This window comes from Pseudomonas sp. CG7, assembly GCF_023701885.1.
GTDB lineage: Bacteria > Pseudomonadota > Gammaproteobacteria > Pseudomonadales > Pseudomonadaceae > Aquipseudomonas > Aquipseudomonas zanjanensis.
Window position 1 is genome coordinate 18,023 of record NZ_JABAEE010000050.1, and the last position, 26,655, is coordinate 44,677.

The 26,655-nt window shown below is 63.0% G+C and carries 24 protein-coding genes; 4 read left to right on the forward strand and 20 right to left on the reverse strand.

Annotated elements, in window-relative coordinates; translation table 11 throughout:
* Nucleotides 1-72 precede the first annotated feature (72 nt).
* A complete protein-coding gene (locus HGO40_RS19645) occupies nucleotides 73-678 on the reverse strand; it encodes a TetR/AcrR family transcriptional regulator (RefSeq protein WP_250964376.1) in 606 nt (201 codons plus the stop codon).
* Between the two features lie 167 nt (nucleotides 679-845).
* On the opposite strand from HGO40_RS19645, the gene HGO40_RS19650 reads away from it, so the two are divergent.
* From HGO40_RS19650 to HGO40_RS19660, 3 genes are all read left to right on the forward strand, one after another.
* Nucleotides 846-1,940, forward strand: coding sequence for an alkene reductase (locus tag HGO40_RS19650; RefSeq protein WP_250964377.1), 1,095 nt, complete (start codon nucleotides 846-848; stop codon nucleotides 1,938-1,940).
* Between the two features lie 69 nt (nucleotides 1,941-2,009).
* Nucleotides 2,010-2,798 carry an SDR family NAD(P)-dependent oxidoreductase gene (locus tag HGO40_RS19655; RefSeq protein ID WP_250964378.1) on the forward strand — a complete coding sequence of 263 codons (789 nt, stop codon included), beginning with the start codon at nucleotides 2,010-2,012 and terminating at the stop codon, nucleotides 2,796-2,798.
* A gap of 88 nt (nucleotides 2,799-2,886) precedes the next feature.
* Nucleotides 2,887-3,903 (forward strand): NADP-dependent oxidoreductase, encoded by a 1,017-nt coding sequence (locus HGO40_RS19660; RefSeq protein WP_250964379.1) that lies wholly within the window; start codon nucleotides 2,887-2,889, stop codon nucleotides 3,901-3,903.
* 20 nt (nucleotides 3,904-3,923) lie between these two features.
* On the opposite strand, the gene HGO40_RS19665 is transcribed toward HGO40_RS19660, so the two are convergent.
* The 15 genes from HGO40_RS19665 to HGO40_RS19735 form a co-directional block, all read right to left on the reverse strand.
* Entirely contained in the window at nucleotides 3,924-5,534 is a 1,611-nt protein-coding gene (locus HGO40_RS19665; protein WP_250964380.1) for a gamma-glutamyltransferase family protein, read from the reverse strand.
* 42 nt (nucleotides 5,535-5,576) lie between these two features.
* Nucleotides 5,577-6,356 carry an amino acid ABC transporter ATP-binding protein gene (locus HGO40_RS19670; RefSeq protein WP_250964381.1) on the reverse strand — a complete coding sequence of 260 codons (780 nt, stop codon included), beginning with the start codon at nucleotides 6,354-6,356 and terminating at the stop codon, nucleotides 5,577-5,579.
* A 2-nt stretch (nucleotides 6,357-6,358) separates the two neighbouring features.
* On the reverse strand, nucleotides 6,359-7,135 hold the full coding sequence (locus HGO40_RS19675) for an amino acid ABC transporter permease (protein WP_250964382.1): 777 nt from the start codon (nucleotides 7,133-7,135) through the stop codon (nucleotides 6,359-6,361).
* Nucleotides 7,136-7,147: 12 nt separating this feature from the next.
* Nucleotides 7,148-7,954 (reverse strand): ABC transporter substrate-binding protein, encoded by an 807-nt coding sequence (locus HGO40_RS19680; RefSeq protein ID WP_250964383.1) that lies wholly within the window; start codon nucleotides 7,952-7,954, stop codon nucleotides 7,148-7,150.
* 78 nt (nucleotides 7,955-8,032) lie between these two features.
* A complete protein-coding gene (locus HGO40_RS19685; protein ID WP_250964384.1) occupies nucleotides 8,033-8,701 on the reverse strand; it encodes a GntR family transcriptional regulator in 669 nt (222 codons plus the stop codon).
* Between the two features lie 407 nt (nucleotides 8,702-9,108).
* A complete protein-coding gene (locus HGO40_RS19690; RefSeq protein WP_250964385.1) occupies nucleotides 9,109-10,050 on the reverse strand; it encodes a helix-turn-helix domain-containing protein in 942 nt (313 codons plus the stop codon).
* 189 nt (nucleotides 10,051-10,239) lie between these two features.
* Nucleotides 10,240-11,004 carry a 2-keto-4-pentenoate hydratase gene (locus HGO40_RS19695; protein WP_250964386.1) on the reverse strand — a complete coding sequence of 255 codons (765 nt, stop codon included), beginning with the start codon at nucleotides 11,002-11,004 and terminating at the stop codon, nucleotides 10,240-10,242.
* Nucleotides 11,001-12,608 (reverse strand): bifunctional 3-(3-hydroxy-phenyl)propionate/3-hydroxycinnamic acid hydroxylase, encoded by a 1,608-nt coding sequence (locus HGO40_RS19700; RefSeq protein WP_250964387.1) that lies wholly within the window; start codon nucleotides 12,606-12,608, stop codon nucleotides 11,001-11,003. Before HGO40_RS19700 ends, HGO40_RS19695 begins: the two co-directional genes overlap by 4 nt.
* Nucleotides 12,609-12,610: 2 nt before the next feature.
* Nucleotides 12,611-13,474, reverse strand: a complete 864-nt coding sequence (locus HGO40_RS19705; protein WP_250964388.1) for an alpha/beta fold hydrolase — start codon at nucleotides 13,472-13,474, stop codon at nucleotides 12,611-12,613.
* Nucleotides 13,475-13,501: 27 nt separating this feature from the next.
* On the reverse strand, nucleotides 13,502-14,104 hold the full coding sequence (locus HGO40_RS19710) for an amino acid synthesis family protein (protein ID WP_186705872.1): 603 nt from the start codon (nucleotides 14,102-14,104) through the stop codon (nucleotides 13,502-13,504).
* Between the two features lie 14 nt (nucleotides 14,105-14,118).
* Nucleotides 14,119-14,568, reverse strand: coding sequence for a VOC family protein (locus HGO40_RS19715; RefSeq protein ID WP_250964389.1), 450 nt, complete (start codon nucleotides 14,566-14,568; stop codon nucleotides 14,119-14,121).
* A gap of 11 nt (nucleotides 14,569-14,579) precedes the next feature.
* Complete coding sequence (locus HGO40_RS19720) at nucleotides 14,580-15,620, reverse strand: VPS10 domain-containing protein (protein WP_250964390.1); 1,041 nt, start codon at nucleotides 15,618-15,620, stop codon at nucleotides 14,580-14,582.
* Nucleotides 15,621-15,632: 12 nt separating this feature from the next.
* Nucleotides 15,633-16,427 carry an SDR family NAD(P)-dependent oxidoreductase gene (locus tag HGO40_RS19725; protein ID WP_186705869.1) on the reverse strand — a complete coding sequence of 265 codons (795 nt, stop codon included), beginning with the start codon at nucleotides 16,425-16,427 and terminating at the stop codon, nucleotides 15,633-15,635.
* 26 nt (nucleotides 16,428-16,453) lie between these two features.
* Nucleotides 16,454-17,944, reverse strand: coding sequence for an aldehyde dehydrogenase family protein (locus HGO40_RS19730; protein ID WP_250964391.1), 1,491 nt, complete (start codon nucleotides 17,942-17,944; stop codon nucleotides 16,454-16,456).
* A 10-nt stretch (nucleotides 17,945-17,954) separates the two neighbouring features.
* The gene (locus tag HGO40_RS19735; RefSeq protein WP_250964392.1) at nucleotides 17,955-19,496 is read right to left on the reverse strand and encodes an acetolactate synthase large subunit; all 1,542 of its coding nucleotides are present in this window, start codon (nucleotides 19,494-19,496) and stop codon (nucleotides 17,955-17,957) included.
* 273 nt (nucleotides 19,497-19,769) lie between these two features.
* Between HGO40_RS19735 and HGO40_RS19740 the strand changes: the two genes are divergently transcribed.
* Nucleotides 19,770-20,522 (forward strand): IclR family transcriptional regulator, encoded by a 753-nt coding sequence (locus tag HGO40_RS19740; RefSeq protein ID WP_250964393.1) that lies wholly within the window; start codon nucleotides 19,770-19,772, stop codon nucleotides 20,520-20,522.
* Nucleotides 20,523-20,685: 163 nt separating this feature from the next.
* Here HGO40_RS19740 and HGO40_RS19745 read toward each other — a convergent pair whose 3' ends face one another.
* The 4 genes from HGO40_RS19745 to HGO40_RS19760 all read right to left on the reverse strand — a co-directional run bounded on the left by HGO40_RS19745 (nucleotide 20,686) and on the right by HGO40_RS19760 (nucleotide 26,411).
* Nucleotides 20,686-22,011, reverse strand: coding sequence for an alginate export family protein (locus HGO40_RS19745; protein ID WP_250964394.1), 1,326 nt, complete (start codon nucleotides 22,009-22,011; stop codon nucleotides 20,686-20,688).
* Between the two features lie 83 nt (nucleotides 22,012-22,094).
* The gene (locus HGO40_RS19750; RefSeq protein WP_250964395.1) at nucleotides 22,095-23,444 is read right to left on the reverse strand and encodes an aminotransferase class III-fold pyridoxal phosphate-dependent enzyme; all 1,350 of its coding nucleotides are present in this window, start codon (nucleotides 23,442-23,444) and stop codon (nucleotides 22,095-22,097) included.
* A gap of 11 nt (nucleotides 23,445-23,455) precedes the next feature.
* Entirely contained in the window at nucleotides 23,456-24,877 is a 1,422-nt protein-coding gene (locus tag HGO40_RS19755) for an aldehyde dehydrogenase family protein (protein ID WP_250964396.1), read from the reverse strand.
* Nucleotides 24,878-24,962: 85 nt separating this feature from the next.
* Complete coding sequence (locus HGO40_RS19760; protein WP_207962179.1) at nucleotides 24,963-26,411, reverse strand: APC family permease; 1,449 nt, start codon at nucleotides 26,409-26,411, stop codon at nucleotides 24,963-24,965.
* Nucleotides 26,412-26,655 lie beyond the last annotated feature (244 nt).

Here is a 26,655-nt window from a genome sequence, read left to right on the forward strand (position 1 = left end):
TCAGGCTGCATTGAAGTTGTATGTGCCGCCGTCATCGCGAGCAAGCTCGGCTCCCACATTGATCTCGGGTGCTTATGATTCGGTGTCCACGGCAGGCTGCTGCGCGGGTGCTGGCGGCAACGACGCGATGATCCGGGCGCGGCACACCTCGAGGATTTCATCGGCCAGGGCGGAATCGTCCGGGCAGGACCGCGACAACATGATCGCGCCGACGGCATGGGCCAACATGTCGAGCATCTTCGCCCTCACCTCTAGCTGCGGCGCCTCTTGCCCGGTGTCGTACTGGCTTTCGAGCGCCGCCAGCGTGTTTTCGATGCCGTTGGCAAAGGTCGCCTTCAGCTCGGGCGGTTGACGGGCAGCATCCCCGCACAGCGCCGCCATGGTGCAACCGCCGCCGGGGGCGTCACGGTGCTCCCTGGACACATAGACATTGACGAACTCAGGCACGCCGATACCCACATTGTTGGTCAGCGATTGCGCCAGGCCGTTCGCGGCCGCTTCGGCCATCAGGTCGGCCTTGGAACCGAAATGTTTGTAGAAACCGCCATGGGTGAACCCGGCGGCCGCCATCAGATCCGCCACACCCACGCCGTCAAAGCCTCGCTCACGAAACAGGACAGAGGCCGTCTCGACGATGTGCTCCCGATTGGCCTGGGCCTGGGCCTTGGTTACGCGCATTTTTCACTCCCTCGTGCTGCTCGAAATCATGCTCACATCATACATAGATGTCGAGCATAATCAAATTCGTTGACAGTTTAGATTTCGGTCATCATCCTAATGAAAAGCCCCGCTCGCGTCGGCAAGCTGCCCACAACGCTTCTCCAAACATACGGAAACAAGACACCATGACCGACCAGAACCTGTTCACGCCCTACACGTTGGGTAATCTCACACTGTCCAATCGAGTGGTCCTGGCACCGCTGACACGTAACCGCGCGGGGCAAGGTTTTGTACCGAGCGAGTTCGCGGCCACTTACTACAGCCACCGTGCGTCCGCCGGCCTGCTGATCTCCGAGGCGTCACAGATTTCCCGGCAAGGCCAGGGCTATCAGGACACGCCTGGGATCTACACGCCGGCGCAGATCGACGGCTGGCGCAAAGTCACCGATGCCGTGCATACCAAAGGTGGGCGGATATTCCTGCAACTGTGGCATGTCGGCCGGGTTTCCCACGTCGACCTGCAAGAAAACGGCGCCGCCCCAGTCGCCCCCTCCGCCTTGCGTCCGGCGACCAAGGTGTTCGTCAACAACCGTTTCGAGGACGTTTCCGAACCGCGAGCGTTGGACATCGATGAGTTACCGGGGATCGTCAACGATTTTCGCCAGGCGGCGGCGAACGCCATCGCGGCGGGATTTGATGGCGTAGAGATCCACGGCGCGAACGGTTATCTGCTGGACCAGTTCCTCAAGGACGGCGCCAACGTGCGCACCGATGCCTATGGCGGCTCGATTGAAAATCGTGCTCGCCTGCTGCTGGAAGTGACCGCAGCCGTCGTGGAAGAAATCGGGGCCGAACGCACCGGCCTGCGCCTCTCGCCCGTCTCGCCGGCCAATGGCGTGTCCAGCAGCGCGCCCCAGGCCCAGTTCGACTACCTGGTCGATCAGCTCAACGCCTTGGACATCGTTTATCTGCACGTGGTTGAAGGCGCGACAGGTGGGCCGCGCGACGTTGCCCCCTTCGACTTTGGCTCATTGCGCCAGCGCTTCAGGAACACCTACATCGCCAACAACGGCTACGACCTGGACCTGGCCACCGCGCGTCTCGTTGAAGACCAGGCTGACCTGATCGCTTTCGGCCGGCCGTTCATCGGCAACCCGGACTTGGTCGAGCGGCTCAAGACCGGCTCGCCATTGTCGGCCTTCAATCCCGCCACGCTCTACGGCGGCGGTGCGGCGGGCTACATCGACTACCCGACGCTCGCTGAATCCAGCGCGCGGTAATCCTGACCAGAACCCATCGGCGCACCTGGAAAACAGCGCGCTAACTTCCCCTGAAAAAGAGAATTACCCATGGACACTCGCACAACCGTTCTCATCACTGGCGCCTCCACCGGCATCGGCGCTGTCTATGCCCAGCGCTTTGCCCAACGCGGACATGACCTGATCCTGGTGGCCCGCGACAGCGCGCGCTTGGAAGCGCTGGCCGCCAAGCTGCGCAGCGAGCACAACGTTGCCGTCGACATTCTCCAGGCCGACCTCACCCAGATCAGCGACCTGACCACCGTCGAAGCTCGCCTACGGGACGACGCCAGCATCGGCATCCTAGTCAATAACGCCGGTGCCGCCCAGTCCGGCAGCTTCATCGAACAGTCGACCGACAGCGTCGCGCACCTCGTGTCGCTCAACACCACCGCGCTGGTCCGGCTGGCCAGCGCCATCGCCCCACGCCTGGTCCAGGCGGGTGACGGTGCGATCATCAACATCGGCTCCGTCGTGGGCCTGGCACCGGAGTTCGGCATGTCCGTCTACGGCGCGACCAAGGCGTTCGTGTTGTTTCTCTCCCAAGGCCTCAGCCTGGAACTCTCCCCGAAAGGCGTCTACGTTCAAGCTGTCCTGCCTGCGGCCACTCGCACCGAGATCTGGGAACGCGCGGGCATCGACATCAACACCTTGAACGAAATCATGGAAGTCGCTGACCTGGTCGATGCCGCGCTGGTCGGTTTCGATCGTCGCGAGCCGGTCACCATCCCACCCTTGCAGGAAGAGGCGCGCTGGGATGCCTTGCAGGCGGCGCGCCAAGGCCTGCTCGGGCAAATCAAGCAGTCCCAGGTCGCCGAGCGCTATCAAGACCTGGCGTGATCGACGTCAAGCGGGCGCCGGCGCGAAGGAACGCGCCGGATGCCTCGATGGCTGGCCAGCCTGCTGACCCTTATGAGAACCAAGCACCATGAAGGCATTTCTAATCGACCGCTACGGCAAGCACAGTGGCCGTATCGGCGAGGTACCGGCCCCTGAAGTGGCTGACCACGACGTTCTGGTCCGCGTCCACGCCGCCAGCGTCAACCTCCTGGATTCGAAGATCCGCAAAGGCGAATTCAAACTGATCTTGCCCTATCCGTTTCCGTTGGCCTTGGGGCATGACGTGGCCGGAGTCGTGGTGCGCGTGGGATCCCGTGTCCATCAGTTCAAGCCGGGCGATGAAGTCTATGCCCGCGCCCCGGATGGGCACATCGGCACCTTTGCCGAGCAAATTGCAGTGAACGAAAATGCCCTGGCCCTGAAACCGGCAAACCTCAACATGGAAGACGCCGCCGCCCTGCCCTTGGTCGCCCTGACGGCCTGGCAGGTATTGGTGGAAACCGCGGGATTGAAGAAAGGGCAAAAGGTCTTTATCCAAGCCGGTTCAGGGTGCGTCGGCACCCTCGCCATCCAGCTTGCCAAACACCTCGGTGCCTTCGTTGCGACCACCACCAGCACCACCAATGTGCCTTGGGTCAAAGCGCTGGGAGCTGACGTTGTCATCGATTACAAGCAGCAGGATTTCTTCAGCGTCCTGCAGGACTATGACGTCGTATTGAACAGCCTGGGCGCCGATGAACTGGAGAAGTCGCTGAAGATCCTCAAGCCCGGCGGCCAGCTCATTTCCATCTCCGGACCACCCTCCCCGCAGTTCGCCCAGGCCCAGGGATTTTCCTGGCCGCTGCGGCTGATCATGGGCCTGTTGAGCAGTGGCATCCGCCGCAAGGCCCGCCGAAAAGGTGTGAATTACGCCTTCGTGTTCATGCGCGCCAGTGGCGCTCAACTGCGCGAGATCAGCACGCTCGTCGAGTCAGGTAGCCTCAAGCCGGTGATTGACCGAGCCTTCCCTTTCGAGGTGACGGCCGATGCCTTGAGCTACGTCGAACAAGGACGCGCCAAGGGCAAGGTCGTCATCAATGTCCACTCAGGAATGGCCGATGAGTGAAACCCGTTTGCCCACGTTCATCACCACACCGCAATATGCGAATCCGCCCGGGGTTCGGTCCCACCGCACAGCACACCGCTGACTGGGTCGCGCAGGATGATCTGGCCGCGACCATAGTCGGTCAGGTCACTGGCGATCTGAACCTCATGCCCCCTGCGCGCCAGGGCATTGGCCAGGTCCCGTGAAGCCCCGTGCTCGATCCCGACCTTCATGTCGCCCAGCCATTGCCAGCGCGGAGCGTCGAGGGCCGCTTGCGGGTTCAGGCCGAAATCCACCAGGTTCATGACCATCTGCACATGTCCCTGGGGCTGCATGTAGCCGCCCATCACGCCGAAGGGGCCAAGGGCCTCGCCATCGCGGGTAAGGAATCCGGGAATGATGGTGTGGAAGGTCTTCTTGCCTGGGGCCAGGCAGTTGGCGTGGCTCGGGTCGAGGCTGAATTCCTGCCCACGGTTCTGCAAGGCGATGCCGCTGTCGGGCAGCACCACGCCGGAGCCGAACCCGTGGTAGTTGCTCTGGATGAACGAGACCATGTTGCCCTCGCCATCCGCGGTCGCCAGGTACACCGTGCCGCTGGCGTGGGGGTCGCCGGGCGCGGGCGGTTGGGCCTGCTCGCCAATCTGCCCTCTGCGATGGGCGCTGTAGTCATCGCTGAGCAGGTCAGTCACCGCCACGCGCATGTGCAGGGGGTCGGTGATGTAGTGCAGGCCGTCGCTGTAGGCCAATTTCATCGCTTCCAATTGACGATGCCAGGTCTGTTGGCTGTCGCGCTGATCAAAGTCGAAGCCTTCCAGAATCTTCAGGGCCATCAAGGCCACCAGGCCCTGCCCGCTCGGCGGGATTTCCCAGACATCCACGCCTCGGTAATTGACGTGTATAGGGTCGACCCACTGGGCGCGATAATCCTTGAGGTCCGAGGCGCGCAGGTAGCCGCCGCCGGCCCGGGAGTGAGCGTCCAGGCGCTCAGCCAAGGCACCGCGATAAAGGCTTTCGCAGGCGGTGTCGGCCAGCTCCTGGAGCGTGCGCGCCTGGGCCGGGTTGCGAAAGATCTCCCCGGCCCGTGGCGCCCGGCCGTCGATCAGGAACGTCTCGAACCAGGCGTCCAGCACGGCGTCCCGATGGGGTGCGAACTCGTTCACAGCGATCTGCCATTGATGGGCAACCACCGGCGACAGCGCAAAGCCGTCCCGGGCCAGGCTGATGGCCGGTTGCAGCAGCTCGGCGAAGGGCAGCTTGCCAAAGCGTCGGGACAGCTCGGCCCAGGCAGATGGGCAGCCCGGGACCGTCACGGGTGTCCAGCCATAGACCGGCATTTTTTCATGGCCAGCGGCCTTGACCGCCTCGATGCTCAAGGCCGCCGGCGCATGGCCGTTGCCGTTGAGGCCATGCAGTTGGCCCTTGCACCAGACCAGCGCGAAGGCGTCACCACCGATCCCGCAGCCCGTGGGCTCCACCACCGTCAGCGCCGCCGCCGTGGCGATGGCGGCGTCGATGGCGTTGCCGCCTTTTTGCATGATCTCGATGCCCGCCTGGGCCGCCAGGGGTTGGGACGCGGCGACCATGCCCCGACGGGCGAAAACGCTCTGGCGCTGCGACGGATAAGGGTACTCGTGGGCTGAAAATTTAAGCATGGCAAAAACTCTTCAATACAGGAATTCGGTGGCCGGGGAATATCACAACACGCGGCTGAGAAACGCCCGGGTGCGCGGATGAATCGGATGACAGAAAATCTGCTCCGGCGGCCCTTGCTCGATCAGCTCGCCCTGGTCGAGCACCACCACACGGTCCGCCACTTCCCGGGCAAAGCCCATTTCATGGGTCACCACGACCATGGTCATGCCCTCCTCGGCCAACTCCTTCATCACCTGCAGCACCTCGCCGACGGTTTCCGGGTCGAGGGCGCTGGTGGGTTCATCGAACAGCATGGCCTGGGGTTTCATGGCCAGGGCCCGGGCAATCGCCACCCGCTGTTGCTGGCCGCCGGAGAGCATCGATGGGTAGTGATCGGCCTTGTCCGCCAGGCCGACCCGCTCCAGCAACCCACGGGCCTGTTCCAGCGCGGCGGCGCGAGTCACTCCAAGCACCTGGATCGGCGCCTCGATGATGTTTTCCAAGGCGGTCATGTGGGGAAACAGGTTGAAGCGCTGGAACACCATGCCGATGTCCCGCCGCTGCCGGGCGATGTTGCGCTCCGACTCGCGCACCAGGCTGCCATCGGCCCGTTCGCGATAGCCCATGGGCTGGCCATTGACGCGGATGCGTCCGCCCTGGATGTATTCCAGCAGGTTGATGCAACGGATGAACGTGGTCTTGCCCGAGCCCGACGCACCGATCAGCACCACCACTTCGCCGCGCCGCACTTGCAACGAGATGCCCTTGAGAATCTGCAACTCGCCGAAGGACTTGTGAACGTCCAGCGCCTCGATGATCAACTCTTCGCTTTTATGCGCCATGGTCAACGTGCCCTCAGCAGGTTCAAAGTGCTGCGACCGAACATCCGCGTCGACGCCGGCGGTGGCGACGAAGGTCGGTCCGATTGACCGAAACGGGCCTCCAGCCAGCGCTGGAAAAAGCCCCACAACGTCGTCAGCAACAGGAAGTAGATCGCCACCACCAGGTACAACTCGAACACCCGGAACGTCGCCGAGGTGACCATTTGGGTACTGAGCAACAATTCCTGGACGCCGATCACGCTGACCAGCGTGGTGTTCTTGAGCATCACGTTGAACTCGTTGCCCAACGGCGGAACGATGACCCGGAACGCCTGGGGCAGGACAATGCGCCGCATCAGTTTGGCGAAGGTCATTCCCAGGGAACGTCCGGCCTCGTATTGACCCTTGTCCACCGCACCGATGCCGGCGCGGATGATCTCGGCCATGTAGGCGCCCTCGTTGAGGCCCAGGGCGATGATCGCCGCCTGGATATTGCCGGGAATCACCAGCCCAAACAGGTCGATGTCTTCGAAGCGGAAAATCCCGCCAGCGGCCAGCGCGGTGTAGAGAAAGACGATCTGCACCAGCAACGGCGTGCCGCGCATCAGCCACACGTAAAAGCGCACCGGCACATGCAGCAACGGGTTCTTCGACAACCGCAACAGCGCCGCCGCCAGCCCCAGCATGCAGCCCAGCAACATCGCCAGCACACTGATCAGGCAGGTCAGCCAGAGCCCGGTGAGGTACACCCCACTGGGCTGGAGCAGGTACTGCCAGAACACATCCCAATTGAAATTCATCGACGGTTCACCTTAATCAAGGGTGTCACTGGAGACATGCCATTTGCCGAGCAGTTGGCTGTAGCTGCCATCGCTGCGCATATCGCCGATCACCTGCTGCACGGCGGCGGTCAGTTGCGGATCGTCCTTGCGAATACCCAGGCCGGTGAGAATCCGGCTGAAGGCCGGCACGCCTTCCTCGAACAGGTCGGGGGCCATGGTGGCGTAGTAACCGGCGGTTTCCACGGTGGTGCCGTAGGCGTCGACCTGGCTGATGCGCAGGGCCTGGAAGGCAGCGGTGTCGGAGTTGTAGACCACCAGTTTCATGGGCGGCTTGCCGGCCTTGGCCAGGGTTGCGTTCTCGGCGTCGAGTAAGGTCTTGATGGTGGAACCGTTGAGCACCGCGACCTTGTGTCCGGAGAGATCCGGCAGCGTCTTGAGGCCCTTTGGATTGCCCTTGGGCACCACCACCGCCTGGCTGGAATACATGTAGTTGACGATGTCGATCACCTCGCGGCGCTCGGGCTTGTCGAACAGCTGGTCGACGATCATGTCGCACTGTTGGGCCAACAGCGCCGGGAGCAATCCGGAAAACGGAATCACCCGCCACTCCACCTTTTTGTCACCCAGGCGCTTGGCGATTTCCAGCCCCAGGTCCACGGTCAATCCCTTGGGTTTCTGCGCCTCGTCGAAGGACACCAGCGGCGGCGAATCCATGCCCGAGCAGTAGACGAGTTTTTCGGCCTTGAGCAAACGCTCCGGGACAACGGGCGCGGCAACCGCCCATTGCGCACAGAAACCCAAGGATAAAGCGGCAACCAACAGGCGAGGCTTATGCATGACCAGACACTCCAGTTCAGTAAATGACGGCAGTACTCAAAGTCAAAACACGGGCAGGGTTCTAATCCCCTGCTCTCGTTATTTTTTCGATTGCAGGAACTCGATCAATTCAGGAACGGTGCCTTCGATGTGCGCACGCACCACCGCCTCGGCCTTCTCGGCATCGCCCCCACGCAGGGCATCGAGGATCAGCATGTGCTCCTGGCGCGCGCTCAAGGGCTTTTCCACGTGCTGCAGCCAGAGGCGCATGGGCGCTTCGATCAGGGAATAAAGTGCGCTGATCTGCTTGAGCAATCGCGGGCGACCGCTGAGGCTGCACAGGTATTCATGGAAGGCGCGATGGCGGCTGACCCACTCGGCGCTCTCCTCGCGGTAATCGTCCATCTCGTCCAGCAAGCGCTCCAGCGCGGCCAACTGGCGCTCACCAATCTTCGCCGTCGCGACACGCACCGCCAGGCCTTCGAGGGCACTGCGCATTTCGAAGACTTCATGCAATTCATTGATGTCGAGGCCGCTGACCACCGCCCCGCGATTGGGCCGCAGCGTCACCAGGCCCTGGGCATCCAGACGGCGAAAGGCTTCGCGCACCGGCATGCGGCTCATGCCGATCTCGTTGGCGATGTCCTCGGCAATCAGCCGGTCGCCCTTGCGTAACCGCCCGCCACAAATGGCATCGAGCAGGAAGTTGTAGGCCTCCTCCTCGGCCGTCATGGGCGGGCGTTCAGCGTACGTCGGAGCAAATTGCATGGCAGCACCTTCTGCATTTTTGTATCCAATTATCCATAGATTCATAAAAGCAGAATGCATGCCAACCACACGCGTTATCGTGCAAGGGTTTGATTTGAAGGAAGTTGCCGAGGAGAACGACTGCCCGTCGCTGGCCCAAGGTCGCACGGGTGTGCTACCAAACAGCTCAGCGGCTGCCTTTTATCGGTGCAGGAAGGCGCTTCGGTAACACCGCAATACCGTTCACTCAAGGCTGGTTGGATTAATTGTGGCGAGGGGATTTATCCCCGCTGGGCTGCACAGCAGCCCCAAAAAAAGGCTGGATGCAGCCAACCTGGCACATTGCGGTGGCTGGGTTCAGGGCTGCTGCGCAGCCCAGCGGGGATAAATCCCCTCGCCACAGATTTCGCCTGCGCATTTGGAGCCCATCAAGCCGGAGCCCTGGGCGTGTCCGAGGGTGACTCGCCAAACAGCGCCCGGTAATGGACGGCAAAATGGCTCAGGTGGAAAAACCCCATCGCCACCGCGATTTCACTGACGTTCAGCGCGGCCGCACGGGTCGTGATCAATCGGCGGCGCACCGCATTGAGCCGCAGGTTGCGCAGGTACTCCACCGGACGCATGCCGGTGACGGCCTGGAAACTGTTCTGCAGGGTCCTGCGGCTGACCCGCAATTGCTCGCACAAATCGAGGATGCTCAAGGGCACATCGGCGCTGGCCACCACCAGTTCCTGGCAACGCTTGACCAGGTAGGCACTGACGGCAAAATTGCCGCGCCGGCCGCGCACCTCGTCCGAGGCGTGGCTGAACAGGTCGAGGAAGGCGTTGAGCAACACGTCTTCGAGGATTTTCTCCGCGGCGGGATTGACCGCATCGGTCTGTTCCAAAAGGTGACGAAACAGTGGGTGGATCCGCTGTTGCACCCGGCGCAGCACCACCTCATCCACACTGACCTGGGACACGCTTTTCAAGCGCTTGAGCTGTTCGCCCGACAGTTCGTAGGCCGCGAGCTTGGCAAACCGCACCGTGTCGACGTTGGCCGCGAAGAAATGCGTGCCTTCCGGGGCGTGCAGGACAAAATCTTCGCCATCGCGCAACAGCACGACGCTGTGGGCGCCCACCTGGTGCCCCTGCACCACCGGCGCCCCCCCCAGGGACATGGCAATGCACAAGCGTCCTTTTGGCGCGCAACCGCGCTGCACGACGCGTTTATCCAGCACCTCCTGGAAAATCTGGAAACGCTCGGCGCACACCTGCCGCAGCTCGCTGGACAGGCAACCGCGCCCGAGCTGGTCATAGACTTGTTGCCAGCCCAGGATCGAACCGGCGTGTTGCTGAGGATCATTGAAGGTACGGACTTCGGCGAACATGATCATTGTTCCTCGGTGGCGCTGTGCTTAAACCTGAAGCTGATATCCAAAGAAGTCGATAAACCTGTGGCGAGGGAGCTTGCTCCCGCTTGACCGGGCTGGCGCTCCAGGGCGAAGCGCTCACAAAAATGGGTCTGCTGCGCAGCCCAGCGGGAGCAAGCTCCCTCGCCACGGACTGGTGAACCGTTCTTATTGCCGGAAAACCAAAGCCAGTTCCATGCCAAGCATGTGCAACCGGTACTCGGCAGCCTTGATGTCCAGAGGCGCCAATAAAGCCCCGGACAGCACCACCTGCCCCGCTTCAACGCACTGCCCGTCGGCCAACAAGCGCCGGACCAGCCAGCACAGGTTGGCCTGGGGCGTGTCCTCCCGCGCCTGGGCATTGCCCTCGCCACAGGACACCCCGTCACATTCCAGGCGATAGTTCACGTGGGCCAGTTGCCCCGGATGAAACCTGACCCGCGACCCCAGGCAATACAGCGCCGCGGCAGCATTGTCGGCCAGAAACGCGCCGACGCCGAACCGCCAGCCTTGCCAACGACAGTCGGCGATCTCGAACGCCGGCGCGACCTCGGAAATGGCGGCGAGAATGTCCTCGTCGCTATAGAACCCGGGCACCAGCGTGCGCGCCAGGACAAACGCCAGCTCGATTTCCAACTTCGGCTGGATCAGCCGTGCGAGGGACACCGTCTGTCCAGGTTCCACGACCATGGCATCGGTCAGCGCCCCCAATACTGGCTCATCGATCCCGAAACGCTCCTGGGCGGCGCGGCCGGCGAAGGCCACTTTCCATCCGCTCAGCCGCTCACCGCCGGCCTGGCGCCGACGCAGTGCCTCGCGCTGCAAGGTGTAGCCCGTCGGCAAATCGACGGCCTCGGGTTCCAACGAAGGCAAGGCGTGTATGGCCTGCCCGGCATCGTGAAGCCGGACCAGCAGATCCTCTTCGCGCCTCATGACAGTTGCTCCGCCAGTTTGTGCAACACGCCTTCGAGTCGCTCGGGGGTGGTGATCGCCGCAACGAACCGATCCGGCCGCACCACCACGACGCAATCTCGCACCTTGGCAAACCATTCCCCCAGGCGGTTATCGACGTCTTCGACGCAAATGGCACCGCTGGCAGACAAGGGTTGATTGCGCCCCACGCCACTGCGCGAGCGATTGATTTGGATGAAACGCGTGTCCCAACGCGCCCAATAAGCAGCAGTCTGCTCGCTGAGTTGTTCGCTCGGATTGACCCGATACCCCAGCACCGCATACGAATGCCCCAGTACCTCGTCCAGGCGCCGACGCTGACCCTGGGCATCTTCGATGGACGGTTGGATGAACAACTGTCCAACCAGATCATCCTCATGCAACTCGGCACGCTCGTGATACACCAGGCCTTTGGTGATGGTCGCCTTGGGTTTGAATTTGAATTCCAGCAAATGCGAACGCAGGTTGTCGACGCTGTTGACGGCCTGGAACAACCAGTCCCGCACCCCGGCCATCAACGGGTTGGTCAGCCCCAGGCCCGCGCCCATGTTGTCGGCCAACGCGATGAGAGCGGTCGCGTGCCCGCGGCGCTCCTGGTCGTAACTGGCCAGAATCGCCGGCGCCGCCCGCCCCTGGAGACTCGCGGCGAGCTTCCAGCTGACGTTGGCGACATCACGCAGGCCTGAGTTGAGCCCCTGCCCGGCCCAGGGCGGGGAAATATGCGCCGCATCCCCCACCAATGCCACACGGCCCTGGACAAAGCGCGCCGCGACCCGGGAGTTATGGGTGTAGGCGCGGATCCGGATGATTTCAAGTTGATCGACCGCCTCGCCAATATGCCCGCGGATCAAGTCCCGAATCGTCGCCTCTTCGCACATTCTGCCCTCGTCTTCGCCCTCCAGGAGCATGAACTCCCAGCGCCGTTGCTGATACGGCAGGTAGATGCAGACAAACGGCCGCTGAGGGTCGGCATGCAAGGCCGTATAGGGTGCATCGAGGCTGTCGTTGGCCGTGTCGATCACCACCCATTTGCGTGGATGGGTCAGCCCCAGCAGTTCGATGCCGAGTTTCTTGCGCACGCTGGAACGTCCGCCATCGGCGCCGATCACGTACTGCGCCTGCAACTGATACAGCTCCCCTTGGGCATCGCGCACCTGCAAGGTCACGCCCTCGGCGTCCTGCTCCAGATCGAGCATTTCATGGCCCTGGCGCAACTCGATACTGGCGTGTTTGCCCAACTGCTCGCGCAGCGTCGTTTCCAGCAACTGTTGCATGAAGATGTTGCGCATGGGCCAGCCATAGTTCGCCGTGCTCGGCTTGACCTCGGCAAAACACACGCCCCGCGCATTGTAGTAACGCAGGGGCACGTTGCAGATCATGTCGCGTGCGGCCAGCTCAGCGATGCCGATGCCCTGCAACACCCGCAGCGCCTCGTCATCCATGCCCACCGCACGGGGATACGGCAGGACGCCGTCAGCCAATTCGAGGACGATGCAGTCGATACCGTACAGCCCCATGTAATGAGCGGCCGTGATCCCGTTCGGGCCGCCGCCCACGATGACTACTTGGGTTTTCTCCTGCTTCATCGCTATTCACCGCTTTGTTGTTGTGGTTGTAGGCATTGGTCGTACAAATAGTCCATGACGACAAGGTTGAACATTGCGCTCTGGTCATCATGGACATAATGGCTGGCGTCGGCGATTTCCTCTGTGCTCACCCACTTGTTGGCCTGTTTTATCGACTCGAGGGTCGCCAGGGGCAGGAAGTCGGAACGGCCGCCACGAATGAACAGCGTCGGGCAATCCAGCGCCCGTACCGCCGGCCACAGGTCGGTCGGGGTAATGCTCAGACGCGCCTGGGCAATACCTTGCTGGTCGTGGCGCCATTCGAGTCCAGCCAGGGTTTCCTTCATCGAATACATCAGCCTGGAGGCCAGTCCCTCCTCAGAGAGACCAGGTCGCGCTTGCAGCCAGAACTGGGCGGCGCTCTCCCAGTCAGGAAACAACAGCGGTGTCTGGCTCATCTCGCGCCGAATCCGCTCGGCGCCGTCACCGCTGACCGAAGAACCCGGGCCGATGTCCTCGATCACCAGTGCTTGCAGTCGTCCCGGATGGAGCCGCGCATACTCCAGTGCATTGGTGCCGCCCAGAGAATGCCCCACCAGGACGAAACGCTGCAGCCCCAGGTGCGCCACCAGGTCTTCAAGATCGTTGACATAGACCTCGGTCCGGTAACTGGAGGCATCCGCCCAGTCACTGTAGCCGCGACCGCGCTGGTCAAGGGCATAGCAGCAGTACCGCTCGCCCAATGCATTGGCCAGGCCATCCCAGGTCTGGGCATAGGAGCGCAGCCCATGGAGCAGCAGCACGGGAATGCCTGACGCGTCGCCCCATGACAAATAGTGCAGGCGCATCCCCGAACGATTGGTGAAGAACTGGCTGTTTGCAGACATTCGTTGGCTTCCCACGATCAGCGCCCCTCAATACAGGCCGTCATTGCCCTTGACGTCAGCCGCCTGCAGACCACCCAGGCGGGCATGCAAACGCCCGCGCGTGGCGAAGGCCCAGATGATGATCAACTCATCGGCCGCCGGACCATCGCCGAACGACAGGGAAATGCTGTCGTAGTGGGAACGGACATACAGCGCGTCCTTGTGGGCCAGCGGCACGTCGATGGTCACGCCAGGCCCGCCGCGCTTGCCGGTGGAAGGCACCCAGGACTTGCCGCCGCCCAACGCGACACGGATCGGATCCGCCGCCGGATTGGTCAGCAACGCATTGCCGTGCTCGTATTCGCCCTGGCTGCCCACCAGGCACGCCTTGCCATAACTGACGATCTCACGCTGGCCCGCCAGTACCCGAATGCGCCGACCAAACTCCTGGCCCAGCAAGGGCGACGGTTCTATCAACTCCGCCAGGCTTTCACTGAAACGGCCGGCGTAAGGGTTGGCGATCACCGCGCCGATGGCGTACTTGAACAGTGGCTCACCGTCGGCCAGCTGGCCGGTTTCGTTGGCCAGGGTTTCCTCGACGAAGCTGTACCATTTGCGGATGTGATAACTGGCGAAATTCGCGGTTTTCATAAGAGCAGTCTCATTCAAAGTGGGTCGAGATCGAATTGCCGGCTGGGGGCGCCAGCGGCCTTGAAGCGGGCCTTGCCGAGCGCATCGTCGTGTTCGGACTCGAGGAAAACTTCCATGCGATTGCCATCGGGGTCGTTGAAATACACGCCGTTGCCGATCTCGTGGTCGGTGATCTTCACCACCTCGACGCCCTTGTTCAGCAACATGCCGTAGAGCTTGCGCAAGGTGGTCATGTCGCCCGCGATCTCCAGCCCGTAGTGCTGCAATCCCAGGCCACCCTGGTGGGCCCCGGGCTCGGCGCGGAGCAACGCGATGTCGTGATGCTTGGCACCAAACGCCATCATGATCCAGCTTTCACCCCGGGCGCTTTCATGCATGCCCAGCACGTCGGCGTACCAGCGTGCCGACACTTCCGGGTCGCGCACGAACAACGACAGGTGAGTACGAACGACTTCGACTTTCATCGCACGGTCCCTCAGTTTTTCTTGATGATGGATTGATGCCCGGACTTGATTTGCGCCACGGCGGGCGTCCAGAGCACATCAGCGATTTCACTGAACTCACGCCACTGCTTCTGCCAGCCGTCACCGCCATTCTCGGAGGTGAACAGGTGCCCGTACTTGGTACCGGCGACGATCTGGCGAGGGTCGGCAGGGTTCAAGGCAATCGCCCAGACACAGGAGTTGGGTTGTTGCGGCAGTGGCAGCACTTCCCAACTGACGGCGGCATCCCGGGAGACCAGCACCTTGCTGGTGGTGCCTGGGGTGCCGTCGGAGATGCTCAGGTACAGCGTATCCTCGCTGCCCAACGCCGCATTCATGGCGCGCACGTAGTACAGGCCGAAGGTTTCCCGGGCGACGATGCCAGTCCAGGTCTGCCCTTCGTCGAGGCTGCGGTACACGGCGTTGACGCACACCACGACGATGACCTTTTGCCCGTGATTGGGCAGGACCACGATGTTGTGCACATCCGAGTTGTAGTCCCACAGCAAGCGATCATCGACGCGGGTCCAGCTGTCGCCACCGTCGCGGCTGTGGAACAGCCCGCCCTCTTCCAGGCCGAACCAGAGCTGGTTGCGATCTGTCGGGTCGTAGGCGAAGGCCAGCAAGCGTGGACGACTGACGCCGTCGCAGAATTCCGGGATTTCCACCGGGGCACGGTCCCAGCTCTGGCCACCGTCGAGGGTGCGCCACAGCACGGCGCGCGACGGCGCGCCGGTGCCGACGAAAATCCGCTGGGCATCCTGGGGATCCACCGCGACCTTCCAGACTGTCTGCCCATTGAACGGCGAATCCACCCGCTGCCAATGGCCGCCAGTGTCAAGGCTGACGCACAGGCCGACATCGGTGCCGGCGTAGACCACCTCGGGCGTGCCCGGATGAAAACTCAGGGACCGGGTGATCGCATCGAATTCCAGGTCCTGGCCCAGGCCCAGGCGATGCCAGGTGCGACCATCGTCGGCGCTGCGGATCACCGCTTGCCCGACGGTGGCGACCAAAAGGGTTCCGTTACTCATCACTGCTGCTCCTCAAATGAAGATGCCACGGGTCAAGCCGCCGTCGATGCCAATGGATTCCCCGGTCACCGCACCGGCCTTGGGGGACGCGAGGAAACCGATCAGCCAGCCCATTTCGATGGGGGCCAGGGTGCGTCGGATCGGCGTCGCGTCGATGTAGCCCTGCTCCACCTGCTCGGGCGTCTTGCCCTGCTTGACTCCTTCGCGCTCGTACAGCTCCTGGATGTGCGGGGTGTCGACCACGCCGGGGTGGATCAGGTTGACCGTGATGCCGGACGGGCCGAGTTGGTCGGAGAGGGTCTTGGTCATGTGGGCGATGGCCAGGTTGCGCATGCCCGAGAGGACCTTGCTGCCACGCCCGGTCAGGCCACCGATGTTGATGATGCGACCGAAACCGCCGGCCTTCATGTGCGGCGTCACCGCCTTGGCGCAACGGAAATAGCCGATCACCTTGGTGTTGAGGTCCGAGAGCAATTCATCGTCGCCGGCATGTTCGATGTCGTTGCGCACCACGCCGGACGGGGCCGCCGCGCCGTTGACCAGGATATCGATGCGGCCAAAGTGCTTGTGGGCCGCTTCGACCATGTCGGACACCGCCGACATCTGGTTGGTGTCACAGAACAGCGGCAGCACCTCGTTGCCGGTCTCTGCGCTGATTTCCTCGGCGGCCTGCTGGAGATATTCCATGCGCCGCGCGCAGATCACCACCTTGCAACCTTCCTGGGACAGAAAGCGCGCGACTTCCTTGCCGATACCCATACCACCGCCGGTGACGATCGCCACGCGGCCTTGCAATTCCAGATCCATAGCAGTTCCTCTTGTGATTATTCGGCTCAGGCCAGATCGACGAAGACACTTTTGGTTTCGGTGTAGGCATCGATCACGTTCTTACTCATTTCCCGACCCCAGCCGGATTGCTTGTAGCCACCAAAAGGCGAGGCCGGGTCGACGACGTTCCAGCAGTTGATCCACACCGAGCCGGCCTTCAACTGCGCCGCCACGCGGTGGGCGGAGCGCAAGTCACGGGTCCACAGTCCGGCCGCCAGGCCATAAGGCGAGTCGTTGGCACGCAGCACCAGCTCGTCGATTTCGGTCCAGCTCATGACGGTCAGCACCGGGCCGAAGATTTCTTCCCGGGCGACACAGGCGCGCTCGGCGCGGTCGAGAAACACGCTGGGGCGGATGAAGTGGCCGCGCTCCAAATGGTCGGGGCGATCACCGCCGCAGATCAGTTCGGCGCCCTCTTCCTGGCCCCGCTGCAGGTAGCCACGCACCGTGCCCAATTGCCGGGCCGAGACCAGCGGGCCCATGCTGTTGGCCGGATCCAGTCCTGGCCCCAACACATGGGCGGCGGCGTGGCGCTGGAGTTCTTCGAGCACCTGGTCGAGGACGCTGGCGTGCACGTACAGACGCGAACCGGCGGTGCAGACCTGGCCCTGGTTGTAGAAAATCCCATCGGCGGCGCCTTTGGCGGCCCGGACGATGTCGGCGTCCGGCAGGATGATGTTGGGGGACTTGCCACCCAGCTCCAACGAGACCTTCTTCATGTTGCCGGTGGCCGCCTGGGCGATCAGCCGGCCCACTTGGGTCGAACCGGTGAAGGCGATCTTGTCCACGTCCGGGTGCTGGGCCAGCGGTGCGCCAGTGCGCGCGCCGAGGCCGGTGAGCAGGTTGACCACCCCGGCCGGGAAACCGGCGGCCTCGATCAATTGCACCAGGCGAATGGCAACCAGGGGCGTCTGTTCGGCGGGCTTGAGCACCGCGACACAACCGGTCGCCAGCACCGGACCGAGCTTCCACACGCACATGGTCAGCGGGAAATTCCACGGCACGATCAACGCGCAGACGCCCACCGGCTCGCGCAAGGTGTAGTTGAGCATCGGTGCGCCACTGGCGGGCGACACCGGCAGCGTGCTGCCTTCGATCTTGGTCGGCCAACCGGCGAAGTAACGAATGATATTCGCGGCGCTGGCCGCTTCACCCCGGGCCGCGCCGATCGGCTTGCCGTTTTCCAGGGTGATCAGTTGCGCCAGCTCTTCGCGATGCTGGTCGAGCAGTTCCGCCAGGCGAAACAACAGCAAGCCGCGCTGGGCCGGCGACTGCTGCGCCCAAGCTCCGGTGAAGGCCGCACGGGCGGCAGCGACGGCGGCATCCACGTCGCGTTCGCCGCCTTCGGCGACTTCCGCCAGGGTGTGTTCAGTGGCCGGGTTTTCCACGGCAAACCGGCGACCATCGGCGGCGTCCTGCCAGGTGCCGCCGATAAACAGGCGCCCGGGTAACGACAGGAACTTCTCGACCGCGGGTAACAATTGAATCTGGTTCATATCCCCTCCTTCACAGCGCCATTTCAATCAGGCAAGGACCGCCATCGGCCTTGGCGTTGGCCAGGGCGCGCTGCAACTCGCCGTTGGTGTGCACGGTGCTGGCCGGCAAGCCGTAGCCCTTGGCCAGGGCCTTCCAATCGATGCGAGGACGGTCCAGTACCGTCAGGCTCAGGGCCTCGGGGCCCAGCTCGGTCATGCCGAAGCGGCGCAGTTCGTTTTGCAGGATGGCGTAGCGATGGTTGGCCGCGATCAGGATCACCACCGGCAATTGCTCCCGGGCGATGCTCCACAAGGTCTGGATCGTGTACTGGGCACTGCCGTCCGATTGCAGGCAGAACACCTTGTTGCCACGCTCGGCCATGGCGGCGCCAAAGCCCACCGGGATGCCCTGGCCGATGGCCCCACCGGTATTGGTCAAGACCCGATGCCGTGCGGCATGGGCCGAGGCAGTGAAGAACGGATAGCCGCACGTCCCGCCTTCCACCGAAACGATGCAGTCGTCCGGCAGCGACGCGGCCAACACCTGGCCGCCGGCTTGGGGCGTCAACGTGGCTTCGCTGGGCGGCAGTTCGATACCGCTTGGCGTGGGCACATAAGCCGGTGCTTCAAGGGCATCGGCCAGCGCAGTGAGCGCCCCGGCAACGTCGTCCCCCACCTCAGCCAGGCACAGCAGGCGTTCGCGCTCTGCCAGCCGCGAGGCAATGCCTTCGTAGCCGAAATAGCTGATGGGTTCGGGGACGCCGGCGCAGACCCCCGCGTCATATTGATCCAGGATCTCGATGGCCACTTCAGGGAAGTAAGGCAGGCGATCCAGGTCCGGCAGGCCACCACCGCGGTAACTCACGCGGGGAAAGGTTTCGGCGAACAGGCGCACGCCCGGCAGTCGGGCCAGGCGCCCCGCCGCTTCGAGTCCGGCGACGGACAAGCCTTGGTCGCCGACGATAAACACCAGGCGCCGGCCATCGCGCAGTGCCTGGGCGACCGCCTCGATCCGGTCACCGGCAAAACGCCGGACCGGGGCCTGCAATGCTGTGAAGGCCTTCTCGTGCTGCACGGTGTTGGCTTGCAGGTCCATCGGCAGAATCAGGCTGGCGATCTGGCCGTTGGCTTGCCAGGCGGCACGCACCGCCTCCTGGAAGTCTTCACCAACGCCCGATGCCGTGCGCGAGGTACGTACCCACGTGGAAACGCTGCCGGCCAAGGCCTGGATATCACTGGCCAACGGCGGATCGTAATTGACGTGCCAGGACGCGTGATCGCCGATGACGTTGACGATCGGGGTGTTGGCGCGACGGGCGTTGTGCAGGTTGGCGATGCCATTGGCAAAGCCGGGACCGAGGTGCGTCAAGGTCATCGCCGGCTTGCCGGCAATCCGGCCGTAGCCGTCCGCCGCACCGGTGCACACCCCTTCGAACAAGGACAGTACCGGCTTGAGGGCTGGCGCGCTGGCCATGGCTGCCACCAGGGGGATTTCAGTCGTTCCGGGGTTGGCGAAGCAGTATTCGATACCGCTTGCCACCGCCGCCTTCACTATCAGTTGCGCACCATTCATTTCCAGCCCTCTTCATCGAGCGTTTGCAGTGGCTGAGATTTATCACACAGCCAAATCGACAAAACAAGCTATTTTTCTGCATTAAAATCATTTTTTGAGATAAATGCATATTTTTGAAGAGTAAACGACTGGAAATAAGTTTGCATTTCTCAAGCATTCGGTTACCGTGGCAACGCGCTCCTGAGGGCATGCGCGGGCTTTTCATCACCGCCGCGGCTACCTATAGTGCTCACCCAACGCCCCCCTACGCGCCATTCCCCCTTTAGGAGCGAAATGAGCAGTCTGAGCAAAATGCTGAGCGTGCTGGACCTTTTCGGCCCGGCCACGCTGAAGATCGACCCCGATACCATCGCCGAGCGCATGGGCCTGTCACGAGCGACCGTGTACCGCTACGTCAAGGATTTGTGCGATGCCGGCCTGCTGGTTCGGGTGGATGCCGGCAGCTACGGCCTGGGGCCACGCATCATTGAGCTGGACTGGATGATGCGGCAGTACGCCCCGATCCTCGTGGCCGGCCGCGAGTTGATGCACGAGCTGTCCGATGCCACTGGCCTGGCGGTGTTTGCCAGCGTTTTCTACGACGGCCGCATCATCAACACCTACATCGCCGACCCCAGCGACACCTCCCAGTTCTCATTCGGCCGCGGCCAGCCGCGGCCGTTCTTTCGCGGTGCGCAATCCAAGGTGTTGATCGCTTTCCAGAAGGGTCGACGCCTGCAACGCCTGTTCGAAGAGCACCTGGCCAACGACCCCCACGGCAGCTATGACTGGGCAAGCTTTTCCAAGGCCGCGAAAAAGATCCGCAAGGACGGCTATTGCATGACCCACGACGAACTCAACCTGGGGCTCACCGGTATCGCGGCGCCGATCGTCAACCCCGAACTCGACGACGTGGTGGGCAGCCTGTCGGCCGTCGGCAGCACCGACAGCTTCAAGCTGCTGCGCCAGGAAACCGTGATTGAAATGGTGATGGACACGACCCGGCGGATTGCCGAGCGGATGCAGAGTCCGCCTGCGGTTGGCTAGAAAGGGATGTTGCGCCATACCGATCACTTAAGAAAAACACCGAACCTGTGGCGAGGGAGCTTGCTCCCGCTGGGCTGCGCAGCAGGCCCAAAAAAAGAGGGGCCGCTGCGCGACCCAGCGGGAGCAAGCTCCCTCGCCACAGGGTTTATCCAACGCCCTTGCTTCAGAACGGCACAGCCACCGTCACCTGGCTGTAGACGTTGGTGCCATTGCCGCTCACTTGATTGCCCCCCGTCGTTGCGTCCCGATCCGGCTTGTAGAGGCCGATCAGCGGCGTGACGATCAAATGCTCGTTCATCGCCCATTCGACGTACAGGTCCAACTCGCGGGCATCCAGGTTCAGCGTGTTGTCTTTACGCACGGTGTTGTAGTCGAAGTACAGCGCACCGAGGGTCAGGTTCTCCAACGGCTTGGCTGTCAGGCCGACATGATGAATGCCCGTGTTGCTGTTGAAGGGCCCGGCATAATTACCCGCGACTTCGCCCTGGAACCAGGTGCCATAACCGGTGCTCTGCCCGGTGAACAGCGAATCCCACTTCTGTGAATAGCGGGTGTAGCGGTACGTCAGCTTGGGGGCCCAGGCGAGATCGGCAAAGGTGTAGCCGGCCTCGGCGTACCAGGCGTTCTGCGGGCCGGCGTCCTTGTCTTGCCAAGCGTATTCGAACGCCAGGCTCGCATTTTCAATGCCGGCGTCGCCTTCACCGCGAAGACTGTAGACGTCCATACCCTTGCGTTGCCGCTGGAAATCGCTGGCCCACCGGTCGGTCACATCCAGGCCGTGGATCCTGGTCAACCCCAAGGTCCCGGCCTTGGCGGTGTAGTCCAGCGTGCCGGCGGCCAGTTCGGTTTCGGCCTGGGCGCGGTTGTCGGACTTGAGCCACACCACGCTGCCATGCAGCCCGTCCTGCCCACCCAGGCGCAACACGGCGGTCTGGTCGAACGCGTGCCGGGCCGCCGGGTAATAGGCGCCACCGCGATTCAAGCGACCGTCGGCAGGCCCTTTGCCCAGGTTCGGCCCGTCATCGTTGATCAAAAAGCCCCTGCCCAGCTTGACCACCTGCCGCCCGCCGGAGATATCGACACCGTCCTGCCCCAGCACGGGGAACAGGTCGGCGGAGCGCCAACCCAGGTACGCGTCTTCGATCTTCGTCGTGCGTTCGCTGCCCAGCGAATTGCCGGCCGCGTCGCCATCGCCCCAGGTGGCGGAACTGACCAGGCTGAACGCACCGTAGGCGGTGCCATGGCCGGCCAGGCCTTGGTCGCCGCTGACGCCATACTTGATGAAACCTTCGCGCCAGGTTGAACCGCCGGGCCTGCCGTCGTAGTTCTTGCGACTGTTGAAATGGCCGAACACTGCCAGCAGGTCGGCGTTGAAATGAGTGTCGTCATCGGCATACAACTCATAGGCCTGGACCTGATTCGCGGCGCAAAGCGCCAGCGTACAGGCCAGGCCACTGCCGAAAAATTCCATACGCGATAGGTTCCGCATGGTTGAAGCTCCTTGTGCTGCGCCTTTTGAAGGCTGTTTTTATATTCAGGGAGCCGGCACGGCATACCGCGCCGGCTTACAGGTTAGCGGCAGTCGGCGAGCGCACCGTCCAACGCACCGACCATCAGGGCGGCCTCGTCACTGGTGAGGGTCAGCGGCGGCGACATCACGATCTTGTTGCCAATCGGGCGCACCAATACGCCGGCCCGACGCGCTTGCTCGGCGATGCGCAAGGCCAGGCCGTTGGCGGGGTCAAGCGGCTCGCGGGTGACCTTGTCCGCCACCAGGTCCACGGCGAGCATCAAGCCCTTGCCGCGCACTTCGCGCACCACCGCGTAACGTTCGGTCAGCGGCTGCAATTGCTCCAGCAATTGGGCACCGACTTTCCCGGCATTGCCCGGCAAGTCCTCGGCCTCGACGATGTCCAGCACCGCCAGGGCCGCCGCACACGCCGTCGGGTGTCCGCTGTAGGTGTAGCCGTGCATGATCACGTTGCTGAAACCCGGACCGTTTTCGATGGCATCGACGATGCGCTGGTTGAAGACCGTGGCGCCCATGGGGATGTAACCGGCGGTGATGCCCTTGGCCAGGCACAGCACGTCGGGCGCGACGCCCCAGCCCCGGCTGCCGAGCATGCAGCCGGTGCGGCCGAACCCGGTGACCACCTCATCGGCGATCAACAGGATGCCGTGGCGGTCGCAGACTTCCCGCAGCCGCTTCCAGTAATGCGCCGGCGGCACGATCACGCCACCGGCGCCTTGCACTGGCTCGGCGATCAACGCGGCAATGGTCTGCGGGCCGAGCAGCGCGATCTGGTCTTCCAACTGGCGAACGCAGTGAGCGGTCAACTCCTCTGGATCGCGGCAGTCCCAGGGGTTGCGGTACAGCCACGGCGTATCGAGCAGATGACAGCCGGCCAACAGCGGCCCATGGTTGTAGTGATACACGCCGTTGCCACCCACTGAGGTGCCGCCCATGTGCACGCCATGGTAGCCATTGCGCAACGACAGGAAACGCGTGCGCCCTGGCTCGCCGCTGGCGATCCAGTATTGGCGGGCCATTTTCAGGGCCGTCTCGACCGCATCGGAACCGCCGGAACTGAACAGCACCCGCGCCATGTTTTCCTGGGCGAACATCGACGTCAGCCGCTCGGCCAGGTCGAACACCCGTGGATGAGCAATGCCGTCGAAGGTCTGGTAATAAGCCAGTTCGTCCATCTGGGCGGCGATGGCCGCCTTCACCGAAGGCCGGTTATGGCCCACGTTCACGTTCCACAGGCCGCCGACACCGTCGAGCATGCGATGCCCCTCGATATCGGTGATATAGTTGCCGTCGCCACGGGCGATGATCAACGTCTTGGAGCGGTTGGCGGGCGCCGAAGAACTCATCGGGTGCCAGAATTTCTTCTGTGCTGTCTTGTAGTGCTCGTACATGGTTGCAGTCCTCATTCTGTTTCACGCTTGCGTACGTACAGCAGTTGCTGGCCGGTGAACTCCAGCAACCCTTCAAGGCCGAACTCGACGCCGAACCCGGACATCTTGCTGCCGCCAAACGGCGTATTCGGCTGGATCTGCGCATGGCAGTTGACCCAGGCCATGCCGCATTCCAGGCGACTGGCCAGTGCCTGGGCCTGCTCGCTGTCGCTGCCCCAGACCGACCCACCCAGGCCCATGTCGCCGGCATTGGCGCGACGCAGGACGTCCTCGACATCCTGGTAGGCGATCAGCGGCAACACCGGGCCGAACTGTTCCTCGTCCACCAGGCGCTGCCCGTCGGTCACATCGGCGACCAACGTCGGCGGGTAGAAACAGCCCGGGCGGTCCAGACGGGCACCGCCGCACAACACCCGCGCTCCATGGGCGCGGGCATCGGCCACCAGTTCCTCAACCAGCTTCAACTGTTCGAGGTTCTGCACCGGGCCAAACGTGACCCCAGGCGCCACGCCGTCACCCACCACCTGACGCTGGGCGATCTGGGCCAGGGCCTGGGCAAAGGCTTCGTACTGGGATTGGTGGATGTACAAACGCTTGAGGGCCGCGCAGGTCTGGCCCATGTTCAGGAAGGCCGCCTGGAAAATCTCTTCGGCCACCGCCTCCACCGGGGTTCCGGGCAGCACGATGGCCGCGTCGTTACCGCCCAGTTCCAAGGTCAGGCGCTTGAGGTTGCCGGCGGCACCGCGCATCACGCTTTGGCCGGTGGCGGTCGAACCGGTGAAGACGATTTTCTGGATACCGGCATGGGTCGTGATCGCGCTGCCAAAACCTTGTTCGCCGGTCACGCTATTGATCACGCCGCGAGGCACATGGCGCGCGATGATCTCCACCAGGCGCAGGGTGCTCAGGGGCGTCAGGCTTGACGGTGTGCTGATCACACAGTTGCCGGCCCGCAACGCTGGCATGATGTGCCAGACGGCGATCATGAACGGCCAGTTCCAGGGCGTGATCGACGCGACGACGCCCAACGGCTTGCGGTGCAGCTCAATGCGCTGGCTCGGGGTTTCTTCCACCAATTCCACAGGGATCTGCTGCTCGGCGGCGTAGCGCGTCCAGGCCACCGCCCCCATCACTTCAGAGAACGCCAGTTCCAGCGGTTTTCCCTGCTCCAGGACAATCAGCTGGGCCAACGACTCGGCGTCCTGCTCGATGTCCGCCGCGATGTCCAACAGGCGCTGGCGGCGATCTTCATGGGTGCTGTGGCGCCACTCGACAAAGGCCGCTTGCGCCGCCTCGACGGCAAGGTCCAGTTGGGCCAGGGAACCGGCCGGACACCGTGCGAACACCGTGGCGGTGGCTGGATTGAGCACATCGAAGTGGCCGTTCTCGCCGTCGCCCCGAGTTCCATCGATGAGCATTTGATAATCGTGCATGACACCTTCCTTTCGCGCGCTGCCGGACCGTCCCGAACGGCAGCGGATTTATTGTCTGGGTAGATTGAGGGGGTCGCGCGGTGCCCTAGAGCTTGTGGCTGCCCAACGCCATGAACCGCTCGGGCGAGGCCTTGCGCAATCGGGCGGCGAGGTACACGCCGACGATCAGCGCGACGGGAATCACCGCACAAAGTCCGTAGGACAACAGTTGGCTGGCGCCGGTCAGCACGTCGAAATGAATCACTGCAAGGGCCAGGACCGCCAACAAGGCCAGGCACGAGAAGCCCGGAAGAATCCGACCGCGCCAGAGCCCCAGCTTCAACTCCGGATGCGCGCGGAAATAAACCAATACCGCCGCCGAGGTCAGGGCCATGAGCAGGATCACGCACAGCGTGGCCAGGTTGGAAAACCAGGCGAACAGTTGCAGGATCGGATCCGCATCTAGCGCGGCGAAGATCAGCACCACCACCGCGGCGATCAGGCTTTGCAGGACCGAGCCCATGTGCGGGCTTTGATGCACGCGATGGGTGGTGCCCAAGCGGCTGTGCAGCAAACCGTCACGCCCGATGGCATAGAAATAACGGGCCGCGGCGTTGTGGAACGCCAGCAGCCCGGCGTAGATGCTGACCATGAACAGTACGCGGATGATCTGGGTCAGGTGCGGGCCGACAAAGTGGTCGGACATACCGTAGATGAACGTGGTGGGATCCTGCAGCGCTTGCAAGGTCGGCACGATCTTGTCCGCCCCTACGCCAATCACCATGGCCCAGACCGACAAGGCATAGAAACCACCGATCAACAGCACCGAGCTATAGGTGGCGATGGGAATCGTACGGTGCGGATTCCTGGCCTCCTCGCCGTAGATGGTGGTGGCCTCGAAGCCGATGAACGCCGCGAAGCAGAACAGCAAGCCGATGGATGGCGTACCGCTGAACACATGGCTGCGATCGAACGAATCGAGGTTAATGCCGCTATCGCCACCGGTCTTGAGGATGGCGAAATCCAGCGTCAGGATCGCCAGGTATTCGGCAATGACCACCACCGATAGCACTCGGGCCGACAGGTCGATCTTGCGATAGCCGAGAATCGCGATGCTCGCCATCGCCAGGAGCGAATAGGTCCACCATGGCAAGTCCAGGCCAAAGACGCTGGCCATCGTGCCGCTGACCACGCCGCCGAACATGCCGTACAGGCCGACCTGCAGGATGTTGTAGGCAAACATCGCCAACACACCCGCTGCGCCACCGGCCAAGCCACCCAGGCCGCGGGAGGTGAACGCATAAAAACCACCGGCATTGGTCATGTGCCGGGACATGGCGGTGTAGCCCGCCGAAAATGCCAACAACACCAACAGCGCCAGGAGCAGCAACGCCGGTGTGCCGGCGCCGTTGCCCAGCATGATGCCAATTGGGAAGCCACCGGCGATGACACTCAGGGGGCTCGCCGCCGAAATCACGAAGAAGATGATGAAGCCGACACCCAGGGCACCGCGCTTCAACTCCGTCGAGCTGCTGATCGGGAAAGATACGCTCATTGTTCTTGACCTTATTGTATGAGGCAGTTGTTGCTGGATCGCAGACGCCAGCTTCGCCGACTTCCAAAAGCTGATGGCTCTGCTTGCACGCTGGATTCGATGCTAGGCCCTGACCAAAACCCTTCGCTATCCCAAAACGGCAGCATCCGAAGCGCTGCCCCAAAACAGGTCAACTCAATGCCGGAACGCTGACCATGTCGCTGGACCCAACAACCTGTGGCGAGGGAGCTTGCTCCCGCTGGAC

Excerpts from the sequence above, each read along its gene's own strand:
- HGO40_RS19645 (WP_250964376.1), bottom strand. The coding sequence starts at position 678 with ATGCGCGTAACCAAGGCCCAGGCCCAGGCCAATCGGGAGCACATCGTC.
- HGO40_RS19650 (WP_250964377.1), top strand. The coding sequence starts at position 846 with ATGACCGACCAGAACCTGTTCACGCCCTACACGTTGGGTAATCTCACA.
- HGO40_RS19655 (WP_250964378.1), top strand. The coding sequence starts at position 2,010 with ATGGACACTCGCACAACCGTTCTCATCACTGGCGCCTCCACCGGCATC.
- HGO40_RS19660 (WP_250964379.1), top strand. The coding sequence starts at position 2,887 with ATGAAGGCATTTCTAATCGACCGCTACGGCAAGCACAGTGGCCGTATC.
- HGO40_RS19665 (WP_250964380.1), bottom strand. The coding sequence starts at position 5,534 with ATGCTTAAATTTTCAGCCCACGAGTACCCTTATCCGTCGCAGCGCCAG.
- HGO40_RS19670 (WP_250964381.1), bottom strand. The coding sequence starts at position 6,356 with ATGGCGCATAAAAGCGAAGAGTTGATCATCGAGGCGCTGGACGTTCAC.
- HGO40_RS19675 (WP_250964382.1), bottom strand. The coding sequence starts at position 7,135 with ATGAATTTCAATTGGGATGTGTTCTGGCAGTACCTGCTCCAGCCCAGT.
- HGO40_RS19680 (WP_250964383.1), bottom strand. The coding sequence starts at position 7,954 with ATGCATAAGCCTCGCCTGTTGGTTGCCGCTTTATCCTTGGGTTTCTGT.
- HGO40_RS19685 (WP_250964384.1), bottom strand. The coding sequence starts at position 8,701 with ATGCAATTTGCTCCGACGTACGCTGAACGCCCGCCCATGACGGCCGAG.
- HGO40_RS19690 (WP_250964385.1), bottom strand. The coding sequence starts at position 10,050 with ATGTTCGCCGAAGTCCGTACCTTCAATGATCCTCAGCAACACGCCGGT.
- HGO40_RS19695 (WP_250964386.1), bottom strand. The coding sequence starts at position 11,004 with ATGAGGCGCGAAGAGGATCTGCTGGTCCGGCTTCACGATGCCGGGCAG.
- HGO40_RS19700 (WP_250964387.1), bottom strand. The coding sequence starts at position 12,608 with ATGAAGCAGGAGAAAACCCAAGTAGTCATCGTGGGCGGCGGCCCGAAC.
- HGO40_RS19705 (WP_250964388.1), bottom strand. The coding sequence starts at position 13,474 with ATGTCTGCAAACAGCCAGTTCTTCACCAATCGTTCGGGGATGCGCCTG.
- HGO40_RS19710 (WP_186705872.1), bottom strand. The coding sequence starts at position 14,104 with ATGAAAACCGCGAATTTCGCCAGTTATCACATCCGCAAATGGTACAGC.
- HGO40_RS19715 (WP_250964389.1), bottom strand. The coding sequence starts at position 14,568 with ATGAAAGTCGAAGTCGTTCGTACTCACCTGTCGTTGTTCGTGCGCGAC.
- HGO40_RS19720 (WP_250964390.1), bottom strand. The coding sequence starts at position 15,620 with ATGAGTAACGGAACCCTTTTGGTCGCCACCGTCGGGCAAGCGGTGATC.
- HGO40_RS19725 (WP_186705869.1), bottom strand. The coding sequence starts at position 16,427 with ATGGATCTGGAATTGCAAGGCCGCGTGGCGATCGTCACCGGCGGTGGT.
- HGO40_RS19730 (WP_250964391.1), bottom strand. The coding sequence starts at position 17,944 with ATGAACCAGATTCAATTGTTACCCGCGGTCGAGAAGTTCCTGTCGTTA.
- HGO40_RS19735 (WP_250964392.1), bottom strand. The coding sequence starts at position 19,496 with ATGAATGGTGCGCAACTGATAGTGAAGGCGGCGGTGGCAAGCGGTATC.
- HGO40_RS19740 (WP_250964393.1), top strand. The coding sequence starts at position 19,770 with ATGAGCAGTCTGAGCAAAATGCTGAGCGTGCTGGACCTTTTCGGCCCG.
- HGO40_RS19745 (WP_250964394.1), bottom strand. The coding sequence starts at position 22,011 with ATGCGGAACCTATCGCGTATGGAATTTTTCGGCAGTGGCCTGGCCTGT.
- HGO40_RS19750 (WP_250964395.1), bottom strand. The coding sequence starts at position 23,444 with ATGTACGAGCACTACAAGACAGCACAGAAGAAATTCTGGCACCCGATG.
- HGO40_RS19755 (WP_250964396.1), bottom strand. The coding sequence starts at position 24,877 with ATGCACGATTATCAAATGCTCATCGATGGAACTCGGGGCGACGGCGAG.
- HGO40_RS19760 (WP_207962179.1), bottom strand. The coding sequence starts at position 26,411 with ATGAGCGTATCTTTCCCGATCAGCAGCTCGACGGAGTTGAAGCGCGGT.